The sequence below is a fragment of the Micromonospora sp. NPDC048040 genome (assembly GCF_055587185.1).
In genome coordinates, this window is sequence record NZ_JBVJGT010000015.1 from 1 (window position 1) to 13,258 (window position 13,258).

The following is a 13,258-nucleotide window of genomic DNA, read 5'->3' on the forward strand; positions in this document are numbered from 1 at the left end:
CCCCCCCCCCCCCCCCCCCCCCCCCCCCCCCCCCCCCCCCCCCCCCCCCCCCCCCCCCCCCCCCCCCCCCCCCCCCCCCCCCCCCCCCCCCCACCGCCGTGGAGGTCAGTCGAAGATGGGGCCGAGCTCGCGGGAGCGCTTGAGCTCGTAGAAGCCCGGGGTGCCGGCGACCAGCAGGACGCCGTCCCAGAGCCGACCCGCCGCCTCGCCCTTCGGACGCGGGGTGACCACCGGGCCGAAGAAGGCGACCATGCCGCCGTCCGGGCCGGGCGCGTGGATCACCGGGGTGCCGACGTCGGTGCCGACCGGGCGCATGCCGGCCTCGTGGCTGGCCCGCAGCGCCTCGTCGTAACCGGCGCTCTCGGCGGCTTCGGCCAGCGCCGGGTCGAGCCCGGCGTCGGCCAGCGCGGCCGCGAACAGCTCCGGCGAGAGCTTCTCCTCCCCGAGGTGGATCCGGGTGCCCAGCGCGGTGTAGAGCTTCCGGACGGCCTCCTGGCCGTACCGCTGCTCCGCCGCGATGCAGACCCGCACCGGCCCCCAGCCCGTGCGCATCAGCTCCTGGTACTTCTCGGGCACCTCCCGGCCCTCGTTCAGCACCGACAGGCTCATCACGTGGAAGCGGACGTCCACGTCCCGGACCTGCTCGACCTCCAGCAGCCAGCGGGAGGTGATCCACGCCCACGGGCAGATGGGGTCGAACCACATGTCTACGGCGACACGCTCGCTCACGGTTGGTCCCTTCACGACAGGTGGCGCCGGCCTCCGGCGCCTTCCCTGATCTTCACCCCGCCGGCCATCGACCGACACCGGAATGAGAGCGTGACCTCGCCCACCGCGGGGTGTTCGTGCATGGAAGACTCGAATCCGGCCGTCACGAGCGGTCGGTGACGGCGCCAACGAGGCGTACGGCGAGACGGGATGGAGACGAACAGTGCCGGGAGTGCGCAACCTGACGCAGGTCGAGGCCACCGAGCGGGCCCGCCTGCTCGACGTGACCGGGTACGACATCAGTCTGGACCTCTCGACCGCCGTCCAGGCGGCCGAGGGTCGCACCTTCCGATCCACCACCGAGATCCGGTTCCGGTGCACCGAGCCGGGGTCGAGCACCTTCATCGAGGTGGCCGCCGACTCGGTGCGGTCGGCGACGCTGAACGGCGCCCCGGTCGACCTCGGCGGCTGGTCGGCGGAGAAGGGTCTGACGCTGTCCGGGCTGGGCAGCGAGAACACGCTGGTGGTCGACGCGGACTTCGCGTACTCGAACAGCGGGCAGGGCCTGCACCGCACGGTCGACCCGGTCGACGGCGAGACCTACCTCTACAGCCAGTTCGAGACGGCGGACGCGCAGCGGGTCTTCGCCTGCTTCGACCAGCCCGACCTGAAGAGCGTCTACACCTGGCACGCCACCGTCCCGGACCACTGGAAGGTGGTCTCGAACATGCCGGTGGAGCGCGAGGAACCGGCGGGCGAGGGCCTCAAGACGGTGCACTTCGCCACCTCCGTGCGGATGAGCACCTACATCACCGCGCTCTGCGCCGGCCCGTACCACGAGGTGCGGGACAGCCACGACGGCATCGACCTGGGCGCGTACTGCCGCGCCTCCATGGCGCAGTACATGGACTCGGACGACCTCTTCCTGATCACCAAGCAGGGCTTCGACTTCTTCCACGAGCAGTTCGGCGTCCGCTACCCGCTGCCCAAGTACGACCAGCTCTGGGTGCCCGACTTCAACGCCGGCGCGATGGAGAACTTCGGCTGCGTCACGCACGCGGAGGCGCACTACATCTTCCGCTCGCAGGTGACCGACTTCGAGTACGAGCAGCGGGCCAACACGATCCTGCACGAGCTGGCCCACATGTGGTTCGGCGACCTGGTCACCATGCGCTGGTGGAACGACCTGTGGCTGAACGAGTCGTTCGCCGAGTGGGCCAGCCACTGGTGCAACACCCACGCGACCCGGTTCCGCGAGGCGTGGACGACCTTCCTCTCCATCCGCAAGAACTGGGGCTACCGGCAGGACCAGCTCTCCTCCACCCACCCGGTCTACTGCGAGATGCCGGACCTGGAGGCCGTCGAGGTCAACTTCGACGGGATCACCTACGCCAAGGGCGCCAGCGTGCTCAAGCAGCTGGTCGCGTACGTGGGCGAGGAGCCGTTCCTGGCCGGCCTGCGGGCGTACTTCGGCAAGCACGCGTGGGGCAACGCCACCTTCGACGACCTGCTCACCGAGCTGGAGGCCGCCTCCGGCCGGGAGCTGCGCAAGTTCGCCGCGCAGTGGTTGGAGACCGCGCAGGTCAACACGCTGCGGCCGGAGGTGACCATCGGGACGGACGGCGCCTACGAGAACGTCGTGGTACGCCAGGAGGCGCCGGCCGGGCACCCGACGCTGCGCACGCACCGGATCGGGGTCGGCCTCTACGACCTGACCGACGGCCGGCTGGTCCGCCGCGAGCGCATCGAGGTCGACGTGACCGGCGAGCGGACGGAGCTGGCCGAGCTGCGCGGCGTGCGCGCCGCCGACGTGCTGCTGCTCAACGACGACGACCTCACCTACACCAAGCTGCGGCTGGACGAGCGGTCGATGGCCACCGTGGTGCAGCACATCGCCGGGCTCGAGTCGTCGCTGGCCCGCGCGCTCTGCTGGACGGCCGCCTGGGACATGACCCGGGACGCCGAGCTGGCCGCCCGCGACTACGTGGCGCTGGTGCTGGCCGGGCTGCCCGCCGAGACCGACATCAACCTGGTCACCGCGACGCTGCGGCAGGCCACCACGACCCTCACCGTCTACGCCGACCCGGCCTGGGCGCCGACCGGCTGGGCGGAGCTGGCCCGCACCGCCCGCACCGCGCTGGCCGCCGCCGAGCCGGGCAGCGGCTTCCAGCTCGCGTGGGCCCGGGCGTACGCCTCGGCGGCCCGCTCCGCCGAGGACCTGGCGACCCTGCGCGGCTGGCTGGCCGGCAGCGGCGTCCCCGCCGGGCTGACCGTCGACACCGAGCTGCGCTGGACGGTGCTGGACGCGCTGGTCGCCAACGGCGCGGCCGGTCCCGCCGAGATCGAGGCCGAGCTGGCCACCGACCGGACGGCCAGCGGCGACCGGGAGGCGGCGCACGCGCACGCGCTGGTGCCGACGGCGGAGAACAAGGCCGCCGTCTGGGCGGAGCTGACCGGGCCGGAGGCACTGCCGAACTGGCGGCACCGGGCGCTGCTGCAGGGCTTCACCCACGCGGCGCAGGTCGAGCTGACCGCGCCGTACCGGGAGAAGTACTTCGCCGTGGTGGGTCAGGTGTGGGCCAGCCGGGACAGCGAGCCGGCGCAGGAGTTCGCGCAGCTGGCGTACCCGACGTACCTGGTGGAGGACGAGACCGTGGCGGCGACCGACGCGTGGCTGGCCGCCGACGGGCACCCGGCCCCGCTGCGCCGGCTGGTCGCCGAGGGCCGCGACGGCGTCGTCCGGGCCCTCAAGGCCCGCGCCAGGGACGCCCGGAGCGCCTGAGCAGGTCCGACAGGCCGGGGCCGGCGTGGGGAGACCCGCGCCGGCCCGACCGCCCGGGTCCGCTCACGACGAAGCCCGGTCCGCACTGGCGGACCGGGCTTCGGTGTGAACGGGGGCGCTCAGCCCTTGCCGGCGTGGCTGGCGAGCTGGTCGAGGCCGTTGATGATGCCGCCGGCCAGGTCGCCGCCGCCGAAGGCCGCCACCATGGACAGGGCAGCGAGCCGGGCGTACGTGTCCGGGATGCGCTTGCGGGCGTGCCGGCCGGTGACGATCTCCAGCTGGCGCTGGTTGGGCGACACCGCGATCAGCACCGACCGGTCCGGCTCGGCGAGCTGGCGGTGCAGCCGCTCGGCGTGCTCCCGGATCGGCTCGTCGAGGCCGCCGACGAACACCGAGAAGACCAGGCCGGTGCCCTGGTCGGCCAGGCGCAGGGCCTCGTCGATGCGCAGCAGCTGGCGGGTCGTGAACGGCCCGTCCAGCACCTCGGGCGGATTCCCCGTCCCGACCTGCTTCTCACCAACGGTCACTTGCGCCTCCGGTTCCACCGGCCGGCGCCTCGATGCCGGCCTTCTCCTGCTTGCGGCTGGTCAGCGCCGGCGCCTGCGCGCCCGCTGCCAGGGCGGTGCCGGCCGAGTCGGCCAGCTGCTCCGGACGGCCCAGGAACCAGACCGGAGTGAAGTCGAAGGGCCGGCCCGGCCGGTAGCGCTTGTCGCCGCCACCGCCGCCACCACGGCTACCGGCGTACGCCAGGCCGGCGATCACCAGCACAGCGGCGGCCGGGATGCCGACGAAGACCAGCAACGTCTCGGTTACAGACAATCCCAACGCCCCCAGGCGGAAGAAGAGACCTCGAAAATCCGGGTCGGGTGGACGATCATGGTGTCGACCGCCCGACTCCGCTGCCATTCACGTTAGCGGAGCCGACGGTCCGCCAGATTGCGGGGTGGCGTTCCCACCGGCCACTGGAGTTCTCCAGTTGCGCAGCGGTGGCGACCAACCTCGCGTCGTCGCCGTACCGGCCGGTGAGCAGGACTCCCACGGGCAACCCCTCGGCGGTGACGCCGACCGGCAGCGAAACCGACGGATCGCCGGTGACGTTGAAGACGGCGCAGTACGGCGAGAACCGGCGTTGCCGGTCGAAATCCTCCGCCGGGTCGCCGCCCTCGGCGAACCAGCCCACCGGGGCCTGGGGCGCGGCGAGCGTCGGGCAGAGCAGCAGGTCGCACCCGGCGGTGCGCCGGACACCGAGGCGCACCTGCGCCTGGAGCTCGCCGAGCGTGGCGGTGAGGGTGCCGGCGGAGACCTCCGCACCCCGGGCGCGCAGGTGGCGGGTCAGCGGCAGCAGGTCGCCCTCCCGCTCCGGCGGCACGGGCGCGAGCGCCAGCACGTACCAGACGATCTCGAACAGCGGCCACACCGCGGGCCCGAGCGGCGCGGGGACGTCGACCACCTCGTGGCCGGCGGCGGTGAGCAGCGCGGCGGCCCGGTCCACGGCGGCGACGCAGTCGGGGTGGACCGGTTCCTCGGCGAGCATCGGGGCGGTGAACCGGCCCACCCGCAGCCGACCGGGCTCCGCCGCCCGGGCCGCGGCGAGGAAGCCGCCGGCCGGCGGGGCGGGCGCCAGGTAGGGCTCGCCGGGCACCGGCTGGGCCAGCACGTCGAGCAGGGCCGCCACGTCGGCGACCGTCCGCCCGACCGGCCCGTTGGTCGGCAGGCCGTAGGCGCCGAACCCGACGGGGCCGCCGGGGACCAGGCCCCGGCTCGGCTTGTAGCCGACCAGCCCGCACAGCGACGCCGGGATGCGCAGCGAGCCGCCGCCGTCGGAGCCCTGGGCGACGGGCACCAGCCCGGCCGCGACGGCCGCCGCCGCCCCGCCGCTGGAGCCCCCGGCGGTGTACGCCAGGTCCCACGGGTTGCGGGCCGGCGGGGCGACCAGCCCCTCGGAGTAGAGCGAGCAGCCCAGCTCGGAGGTGGTGGTCTTGCCCAGGCTGACCAGCCCGGCCGCGCGCATGAACCGGACCACGTCGGCGTCGACGGGCGGCACGAAGTCGGCGAACGCGGCCGAGCCGAAGGTGGTGCGCACCCCGGCGGTGAGGGTGAGGTCCTTGATCGCCGTCGGCACGCCGTGCAGCGGGCCGCGGTCCCCGGCGGGCGCGGCGTCGGCGGCGCGGGCCGCCGCGCGGGCCAGCTCCGGGGTGACCGTGACGAACGCGCCGACCGTGTCGCCGAGCGCGTCGACCCGGGTGAGGTGGTGCTCGACCAGCTCGACGCTGGACAGCTCGCCGCGGGCGATCGCGGCGGCCTGCTCCAGCGCGGTCAGGTCGTGCGGCTCGGCCATCCCGTCATCCTGCCTGGTCCGGCCGCCGCTTTGCCGGACGACACGACCGGCCGGCCCGGCGAGAGGCCCAGGTCCCCCGGCACGCCGGAACCGGCCGGTCCCTCGCCGAACGCGCCCGTGCGACGTACGGCACTCCTGCCCCGTCCCGTTACCGACCGAGGAAGCGCAGGGCGTTGCCGCCGAGCAGCTTGGCGCGCTGGTCGTCGGTGAGGAAGTCCGCCTCGCGCACCACCCGCCCGACCGGCCGCTCCCCCAGCGGGTACGGGTAGTCGCTGCCGAGCAGCACCCGGTCGGCGCCCATCGTGTCGACCAGCAGCCGCAGCGCCGGCCCGGAGAAGACGACCGAGTCGACGCGGAACCGGTCGACGTAGGAGCTGGGCGGGGCGGCGGAGGATCCGCGCACCAGATCGCCCCGGCGGTGCCAGGCGTTGTCGGCGCGGCCCAGCCAGAACGGGAAGCTGCCACCGCCGTGGGCGAAGCAGATCCGCAGCGTGTCGGGCACCTTGTCGAAGACGCCGCCGAGGATCAGCGCCAGCACCGACAGGTGCGTCTCGGCGGGCATGCCGGTGAGCCAGCGGGCCATCCAGCGGTCCAGCCGGGGGCCGCCCGGCATGTCCCACGGGTGCACGAAGACCGGCGCGCCGACCTCGGCGCAGTGGGTCAGGAACTGCACGATCCCGGCGTCGTCGAGGTCGCGGTCGCCGACGTGGTTGCCGATCTCCACGCCCGCGTGCCCGGCCGCGAGGCAGCGGTCCAGCTCGGCGCAGGCGGCGTCCGCGTCCTGCAACGGCACCTGGCAGAACGGCACCAGCCGGTCGCCGCCGGCGGCCGTGACCTCCAGGGTGAGGTCGTTGAAGATCCGCGCGACCTTCGCGGCCTGGTCGGCGGGGCGGTCGTAGCCGAAGAAGACCGGGGTGGGCGAGACGACCTGCACGTCGACGCCGTCCGCCGCCATGTCGCCGAGCCGCGTCGGCGCGTCCCAGCACTCCGCGCCGACCGGCCGGAACTCCGTCTCCCCCACCATGATCATGGCGGCGCGCTCGGAGTCGACCCGCAGCCAGGGCCAGCCGGACCCGCCGCACGCCGCGGCCAGGTCCGGCCACCCCCTCGGTACGACGTGCGTGTGCACGTCGACCACCGGGAACCGCGCCTGCCCCGGCAGGCCCTCGGCGGGACCCGCCATCAGCCCTTGCCCGGGTGCAGCGCGCCGCAGTTGTCGCAGGTGCGCGCCTTCTCGTCGGCGTAGAACGCCTGGAAGACCGGGGGCAGGTCGGCGGCGATGTCGCGGACCTGCAACTCGACCTCGTGCACCTTGTGGCTGCACTCCGGGCAGTACCACTGGAACCTCTCCAGCGTGCCCTCCTCGCGTACCCGCTCGATGACCATCCCGATCGAGCCGGCCTCCGGCCGCTGCGGCGAGTGCGGCGTGTTGCGCGGCAGCATCCACATCTGGCCCTCGCGGATGTGCACCGTCCGCGGCCCCTCCGGGGTCATCAGGTTGACGTGCATGTTGCCCTTGACCTGGTAGAAGAACTCCTCGTACGGGTCGACGTGGAAGTCGGTGCGCTGGTTGGGCCCGCCCACCACCATGACGATGAAGTCGTCGCTGCCCGGCAACATCTCCTTGTTGCCCACCGGCGGCTTGAGCAGGTGCTGGTTCTCGGCAATCCAGCCCGGAAAGCTGAACGGCTCGGCGATCTCACTCATGACTGACCTCCCGAGGGAAGAAGGGCCACGGCCTGAATCTCGATGAGCAGGTGCGGGTGGGGCAACTGGTGCACCGCCACCGTGGTGCGGGTCGGGCCGGTCGCGTCGAAGAACTCCGCCCAGACCTCGTTGTAGCCACCGAAGTCGTTCATGTTGACCAGATAGGTGGTGACCTGCACGAGGTCGGACAGGTCCGCGCCGACCGAGCGCAGCAGGTCCCGGATGTTCTCGACGACCGCCCGGGTCTGCACCCGGATGTCGAGGTTGGTGGTGCCGAACTCGTCCACCTCGACGCCGGCGAAGGTGTTGTCCGGCCGCCGCGACGACGTACCGGAGACGAAGACGAACCCACCCGCCACCTTGACGTGCGGAAACGCCCCCCGCGGCACGGCCTTCCCCGCCACGACGCGCGCCTCGGTCCCGCTCATGACCCACCACCTGGCAGGGACGCCGGAGCGGCGACCACGACGGGGTTCCGGGCAGCCCGCCCGGCGGAGGGATCAAGCCTGACCGCCCGGAGCTGGGCGGGCTGCCCGGAACCCCCCACCCCGATCACGACGACGCCCGCAGCGAAGCGGTGCCGAGCTTCTCCACTACGGCCCGGACATGAGCCCCCGGACGCAGCGGCACGGCGGCGGTGGCCGCGCCGGCCAGGAACACCCAGCCCTCGCGGAGGCGCACCCCGTGCCGGCCCGCGAGGCGGATGCCCTCGTCGAGCGCCCGGCGCGGGTCACCGAGGATCGCCGCGGTCGAGCCGACCTGGGCCACCCGCCCGTCGACCTCCAGCAGCACGCCCAGGTTGTCCAGCCCGTCCGGCACCGGGCACCACGGCCCGACCACGAACGCGGCGGCCGACGCGTTGTCGGCGACCACGTCCGGCAGCGAGAAGGTGAAGTTCGCGTACCGGGAGTCGATCAGCTCGATCGCCGGGGCGACCGCCCGGACCGCGTCGGTGAAGTCGCCGACCGGCTCGCCGGGCTCGGGGAGCCGGTCCAGCAGGAACGCCACCTCCGGCTCGGCCCGGGGATGGATGTAGTCGCCGACCTCGACCGTGCCGCCGTCCGGCACCCGCATCGTGTCGGTGAGCCGACCCCAGATCACCTCGTCCACACCGACCTGGGCCATCTTCGCCTTGCTGGTCAGGCCCATCTTCAGCCCGACCAACCGCTCGCCCCGGTCCAGCCGGCGCTGCAACAGCACGGTCTGCACCGCGTACGCGGCGTCGACGTCCAGGCCGGCCTCGGCCGCCAGTTGCGGGATCGCGGTGGCGGTGTCGGCCGCCGCGCCCAACCGCTCGGCGATCCCCGCCGTGTCCGGGCCGATCACCGTGCCACCTCCGTTCGCGACTGCGGGGCTCGCAAAACCGGCTCACTCCTCGCGCTCACCGTGCCACCTCCGTTCGCGACTGCGGGGCTCGCAAAACCGGCTCACTCCTCGCGCTCACAGCGATTCCTCCTTGCCGGCGAGGTCCAGCGCCACGTCCACGATCATGTCCTCCTGCCCGCCGACCATCCGGCGCCGGCCCAGCTCGACCAGGATCGACCGGACGTCCACGCCGTACTTCTCCGAGGCCCGCTCGGCGTGCCGGAGGAAGCTGGAGTAGACCCCGGCGTACCCCAGCGAGAGCGTCTCCCGGTCGACCTGCACGGGCCGGTCCTGCAACGGCCGGACGACGTCGTCGGCGGCGTCCATCAGCGCGAAGACGTCGCAGCCGTGCTTCCAGCCGTGCAGCTCGGCGACGGCGACGAAGACCTCCAACGGCGCGTTGCCGGCGCCGGCGCCCTGCCCGGCCAGTGAGGCGTCCACACGCACCGTCCGGCCGTGCGGCGCGCCGAGCGGGCCGTCGCCGAGAATCCGGCCGTGCTCGACCGCGACCACGCTGTTGGCCACCCCGAGCGACAGGTTGTGGTGGGCGTGGATGCCGATCTGCGTCGCCGGCTCCAGCACCTGCCGGTACGCGTCGACCCGCTCGGCCACGTCGGACATCAGCAGCCGGCCACCGGAGTCGGTGACGTAGACGCAGTGCGCCCCGTACGACTCCATCAGCTTGGCCTGGGCGGCGAGCCCGGCCGGATCGTTCATGTGCGACATCATCAGGAAGCCGGAGACGTCCATGCCGTTCTCGCGGGCCCAGGAGATGTGCTGGGCGGAGATGTCCGCCTCGGTGCAGTGGGTGGCGATCCGCACGCTGGTCACCCCGAGCGCCTTCGCCGCCCTCAGGTCGGCGATGGTGCCGATGCCGGGCAGCAGCAGGGTGGTCAGCTTCGCGGTCGTCAGCACCTCGGCCGCCGCCGAGATCCACTCGGCGTCGCTGGCCGCGCCGTGGCCGTAGTTGACGCTGGAGCCGGCGAGCCCGTCGCCGTGCGCCACCTCGATGGCGGCCACCCCGGCCGCGTCGAGCGCGGCGGCGATGGTGCGCACCTGGTCGACGGTGTAGCGGTGGGCGATGGCGTGCATGCCGTCGCGCAGCGTCACGTCCTGGATGTACAGGTCGGTCATGCGGTCACCTCCACGGCGGCGTCGCGGTCCGCCGCGCGCAGGGCCACGAGCCGCTCCGCGGTGCGCAGCGCGGCCGAGGTCATGATGTCCAGGTTCCCGGCGTACGCCGGCAGGTAGTGCCCGGCGCCGGAGACCTCCAGGAAGACGGAGACCTGCAACCCGGTCAGGTGCCGACCCAGCGACGGCACGTACGTGTCGACCCGGTCGAACTGCACGTCCTGCTTGAGCCGGTAGCCGGGGACGTACTCCTGGACGGTCGCCACCATCCGCGCCACCGAGGCGGCGATCGCGGCCCGGTCGGCGTCGGCGTCCGGGCAGAGGCAGTAGACCGTGTCCCGCATCAGCAGCGGCGGGTCGGCCGGGTTGAGCACGATGATCGCCTTGCCGCGCTCGGCGCCGCCGACCACCTCGATCGCCCGGGCGGTGGTCTCGGTGAACTCGTCGATGTTCGCCCGGGTGCCCGGCCCCGCCGACTTCGAGGCGATCGAGGCGACGATCTCCCCGTACGCGACCGGGGTGACCCGGCCGACGGCGGCGACGATCGGCACGGTGGCCTGCCCGCCGCAGGTCACCATGTTGACGTTGCGCTCGTGCAGGTGCTCGTCGAGGTTGACCGGGGGCACGACGTACGGGCCGACGGCGGCGGGGGTCAGGTCGACCACGGTGCGGCCGTGCCCCCGCAGCACCGCGTCGTTGTGCCGGTGCGCGCCGGCCGAGGTGGCGTCGAAGACCAGCTCGACGTCGGCGAACTCGGGCATCGCGACCAGCCCGTCGACGCCCTCGGCGGTGGTCGCCACGCCGAGGCGCCGGGCCCGGGCCAGGCCGTCGGAGGCCGGGTCGATGCCGGCCATCGCCACCATCCGAAGGCTGTCGCTCAGCCGGAGCACCTTGATCATCAGATCGGTGCCGATGTTGCCGGACCCGATCACCGCCACCCCGACAGTCATGCCGCCTCCTCCGACGACGAGAAACACGTCCGGACCGAGCCGAGGCCGGAGACCCGCGCCTCGTACGCCGCGCCCGGGGTCACCGGCACCATCGGGCCGAGCGCCCCGGAGAGCACCACGTCGCCCGCGCGCAGCGGATCGCCGGAGCGGGCCAGCGTCTGCGCCAGCCACTCCAGCGCGTGCAACGGGTTGCCCAGGCAGGCCGCGCCCGCGCCGACCGACACCGGTTCCCCGGCGTGTTCGAGGACCATCCCGCACAGCCGCAGGTCCACGTCGGCGAGGCGGCGCGGCGTGGTGCCCAGCACGAACAGGCCGCTGGAGGCGTTGTCGGCGACGGTGTCCACGATGGAGATGTCCCAGCCGGCGACCCGCGAGTCGACGATCTCGATCGCCGGCAGCACGTGGTCGACCGCCCGGACCAGGTCCGCGGTGGTGACCCGCTCGTCGGGCAGGTCCGCGCCGAGCACGAAGGCGACCTCCGCCTCCACCCGGGGCTGGAGCAGCCGGTCGATCGCCACCTCGGCCCCGTCCGGCACCGCCATCGCGTCAATCAGCACGCCGAAGTCCGGCTGGTAGACGCCGAGGCCCTCCTGCACCGCCCGCGAGGTCAGCCCGATCTTCGCGCCGACCCGGCGGTGGCCCCGCTGCAACCACTGCCGCACCTGGAGCTGCTGGACGAGGTACGCCGAGGTGACGTCCCCCTCGGGCAGCAGCCGCCCGCGCAGCGGCGGGCAGGGCTTGCCGCTCTCCCGCGCGTCGACCAGTTCCCGGGCCGCGGCCTCGTAATCGATCATGAGAAGTCCACACAGACGTTGGTGAGTTCGGAGTAGAAGTCGAGCGAGTGCACGCCGCCCTCGCGCCCGATCCCGGACGCCTTCACCCCGCCGAACGGGGTGCGCAGGTCGCGCAGGAACCAGGTGTTCACCCAGACGATGCCGGCGTCGAGCCGGGCCCCGGCCCGGTGCGCCCGCCCGACGTCCCGCGTCCAGACCGTCGCCGCCAGGCCGTACTCGGTGCCGTTGGCCAGCGCGTACGCCTCGTCCTCGTCGTCGAACGGGGCGACGTGCACCACCGGGCCGAAGATCTCCTCGGTGTTGGTGCGGGCGTCCGGGCCCAGCCCGGTCAGCACCGTCGGCTGCACGTACGCGCCGCCGTCGCGGGCGTCGCCGAAGGCCGGCGTGCCACCCCCGGCCAGCACCTCGGCGCCCTCGGCGCGGGCGAGGTCGTAGTGGCCGAGCACCTTGGCGCGGTGCTGGTGCGAGATCAACGGCATGTTGACGGTGGCCTCGTCGGCCGGCCAGCCGTACGGCAGCTCCCCGGCCCGCTTGGCGAGCCGGGCGGTGAACTCCTCGAACACCGGGCGCTGCACGTAGATCCGCTCCGTGCAGAGGCAGACCTGCCCGCCGTTGGTGAAGCTGGAGCGGACGGATCCGGCCACGGCCGCGTCGAGGTCGGCGTCGGCGAAGACCAGCCCGGCGTTCTTGCCGCCCAGCTCGAAGGAGACGGCCTTCACGCCGTCGGCGGCGGCCCGCATGATCGCGCCGCCGGTGGCCGACTCGCCGGTGAAGGTGATCGCGTCGACCCCCGCGTGGCGGGTGAGGAACTCCCCGGCCGAGTCCGGGCCGAAGCCGTGCACCAGGTTGAACACCCCGTCCGGCACGCCGGCGGCGGCCATCACCTCGGCGAGCAGGGTCGCCGAGGCGGGAGTCTCCTCGCTGGGCTTCACCACCACCGCGTTGCCGCAGGCCAGGGCCGGGGCGACCTTCCAGGTGAGCAGCAGCAGCGGCAGGTTCCACGGCACGATCACCGCGACCACGCCGACCGGCTTGCGGACCGCGTAGTTCAGCGCCCGGCCGCCGGCCGGGGTGACCGTGGTGAAGGACTCGGTCGGCGCGGTCGCCACGATCTCTGCGAAGGCGCGGAAGTTCGCCGCGCCGCGCGGGATGTCCAGGGTGCGGGCCTGCGAGATGGCCTTGCCGGTGTCGGCGACCTCGGCGGTGACCAGGTCGTCGAAGCGGCGCTCCAGCTCGTCGGCGACCCGGCGGAGCACCTCGGCGCGCTCCCGCTCCCCCATCCGGCCCCACGGCCCGCGCAGCGCCGCCCGCGCGGCGGCGACGGCGTCGTCCACGCGCGCCCGGTCGGCCTCCACGACCTCGAAGACCGGCTCGCCGGTGACCGGGCTGCGCTTGGTGAACCGGCGCCCGGCGTCGACGAACTCGCCGCCGACGAAGTTGCGCAGCAGGCCCGGACCGTCGGGCGCCCGCCCGGTCATCAGCC

13 protein-coding genes are annotated in these 13,258 nt (G+C 73.7%); 1 reads left to right on the forward strand and 12 read right to left on the reverse strand.

The features are described 5' to 3' along the window. Positions 1-105 precede the first annotated feature (105 nt). Entirely contained in the window at positions 106-729 is a 624-nt protein-coding gene (locus tag ACZ6O2_RS16980) for a mycothiol-dependent nitroreductase Rv2466c family protein (protein ID WP_466023477.1), read from the reverse strand. A 211-nt stretch (positions 730-940) separates the two neighbouring features. On the opposite strand from ACZ6O2_RS16980, the gene pepN reads away from it, so the two are divergent. Beyond that, the gene (gene pepN, locus ACZ6O2_RS16985; protein ID WP_466023478.1) at positions 941-3,490 is read left to right on the forward strand and encodes an aminopeptidase N; all 2,550 of its coding nucleotides are present in this window, start codon (positions 941-943) and stop codon (positions 3,488-3,490) included. A 119-nt stretch (positions 3,491-3,609) separates the two neighbouring features. Here the strand turns inward: pepN and ACZ6O2_RS16990 are convergent, their stop codons facing one another. The 11 genes from ACZ6O2_RS16990 to ACZ6O2_RS17040 all read right to left on the reverse strand — a co-directional run bounded on the left by ACZ6O2_RS16990 (position 3,610) and on the right by ACZ6O2_RS17040 (position 13,253). Continuing rightward, positions 3,610-4,017 carry a DUF5130 family protein gene (locus tag ACZ6O2_RS16990; protein WP_350708464.1) on the reverse strand — a complete coding sequence of 136 codons (408 nt, stop codon included), beginning with the start codon at positions 4,015-4,017 and terminating at the stop codon, positions 3,610-3,612. Beyond that, positions 4,004-4,309, reverse strand: coding sequence for an aa3-type cytochrome oxidase subunit CtaJ (gene ctaJ / locus ACZ6O2_RS16995; RefSeq protein WP_466023479.1), 306 nt, complete (start codon positions 4,307-4,309; stop codon positions 4,004-4,006). The genes ACZ6O2_RS16990 and ctaJ overlap by 14 nt, the downstream gene beginning before the upstream one ends. Before the next feature lie 55 nt (positions 4,310-4,364). Next, entirely contained in the window at positions 4,365-5,828 is a 1,464-nt protein-coding gene (locus ACZ6O2_RS17000) for an amidase (RefSeq protein ID WP_466023480.1), read from the reverse strand. Positions 5,829-5,976: 148 nt separating this feature from the next. Next, positions 5,977-7,011, reverse strand: a complete 1,035-nt coding sequence (locus tag ACZ6O2_RS17005) for an amidohydrolase family protein (RefSeq protein ID WP_466023481.1) — start codon at positions 7,009-7,011, stop codon at positions 5,977-5,979. Continuing rightward, positions 7,011-7,535 carry a 3-hydroxyanthranilate 3,4-dioxygenase gene (locus ACZ6O2_RS17010; RefSeq protein WP_350708470.1) on the reverse strand — a complete coding sequence of 175 codons (525 nt, stop codon included), beginning with the start codon at positions 7,533-7,535 and terminating at the stop codon, positions 7,011-7,013. Before ACZ6O2_RS17010 ends, ACZ6O2_RS17005 begins: the two co-directional genes overlap by 1 nt. Then, complete coding sequence (locus ACZ6O2_RS17015) at positions 7,532-7,963, reverse strand: RidA family protein (RefSeq protein ID WP_350708472.1); 432 nt, start codon at positions 7,961-7,963, stop codon at positions 7,532-7,534. Before ACZ6O2_RS17015 ends, ACZ6O2_RS17010 begins: the two co-directional genes overlap by 4 nt. A 124-nt stretch (positions 7,964-8,087) precedes the next feature. Continuing rightward, positions 8,088-8,861 (reverse strand): 2-keto-4-pentenoate hydratase, encoded by a 774-nt coding sequence (locus ACZ6O2_RS17020; RefSeq protein WP_466023482.1) that lies wholly within the window; start codon positions 8,859-8,861, stop codon positions 8,088-8,090. 114 nt (positions 8,862-8,975) lie between these two features. Continuing rightward, positions 8,976-10,034, reverse strand: coding sequence for a 4-hydroxy-2-oxovalerate aldolase (dmpG, locus tag ACZ6O2_RS17025; RefSeq protein ID WP_350708476.1), 1,059 nt, complete (start codon positions 10,032-10,034; stop codon positions 8,976-8,978). Further along, on the reverse strand, positions 10,031-10,981 hold the full coding sequence (locus ACZ6O2_RS17030; RefSeq protein ID WP_350708478.1) for an acetaldehyde dehydrogenase (acetylating): 951 nt from the start codon (positions 10,979-10,981) through the stop codon (positions 10,031-10,033). Before ACZ6O2_RS17030 ends, dmpG begins: the two co-directional genes overlap by 4 nt. After that, on the reverse strand, positions 10,978-11,775 hold the full coding sequence (locus tag ACZ6O2_RS17035; protein ID WP_350708480.1) for a 2-keto-4-pentenoate hydratase: 798 nt from the start codon (positions 11,773-11,775) through the stop codon (positions 10,978-10,980). Before ACZ6O2_RS17035 ends, ACZ6O2_RS17030 begins: the two co-directional genes overlap by 4 nt. Further along, complete coding sequence (locus tag ACZ6O2_RS17040) at positions 11,772-13,253, reverse strand: 2-hydroxymuconic semialdehyde dehydrogenase (RefSeq protein WP_466023545.1); 1,482 nt, start codon at positions 13,251-13,253, stop codon at positions 11,772-11,774. The genes ACZ6O2_RS17035 and ACZ6O2_RS17040 overlap by 4 nt, the downstream gene beginning before the upstream one ends. Positions 13,254-13,258 lie beyond the last annotated feature (5 nt).

Coding starts and splice junctions, on each gene's coding strand:
- ACZ6O2_RS17040 (WP_466023545.1), bottom strand. CDS start 13,253: ATGACCGGGCGGGCGCCCGACGGTCCGGGCCTGCTGCGCAACTTCGTC.
- ACZ6O2_RS17015 (WP_350708472.1), bottom strand. CDS start 7,963: ATGAGCGGGACCGAGGCGCGCGTCGTGGCGGGGAAGGCCGTGCCGCGG.
- ACZ6O2_RS17030 (WP_350708478.1), bottom strand. CDS start 10,981: ATGACTGTCGGGGTGGCGGTGATCGGGTCCGGCAACATCGGCACCGAT.
- dmpG (WP_350708476.1), bottom strand. CDS start 10,034: ATGACCGACCTGTACATCCAGGACGTGACGCTGCGCGACGGCATGCAC.
- ACZ6O2_RS17010 (WP_350708470.1), bottom strand. CDS start 7,535: ATGAGTGAGATCGCCGAGCCGTTCAGCTTTCCGGGCTGGATTGCCGAG.
- ACZ6O2_RS17005 (WP_466023481.1), bottom strand. CDS start 7,011: ATGGCGGGTCCCGCCGAGGGCCTGCCGGGGCAGGCGCGGTTCCCGGTG.
- ACZ6O2_RS17035 (WP_350708480.1), bottom strand. CDS start 11,775: ATGATCGATTACGAGGCCGCGGCCCGGGAACTGGTCGACGCGCGGGAG.
- ACZ6O2_RS17000 (WP_466023480.1), bottom strand. CDS start 5,828: ATGGCCGAGCCGCACGACCTGACCGCGCTGGAGCAGGCCGCCGCGATC.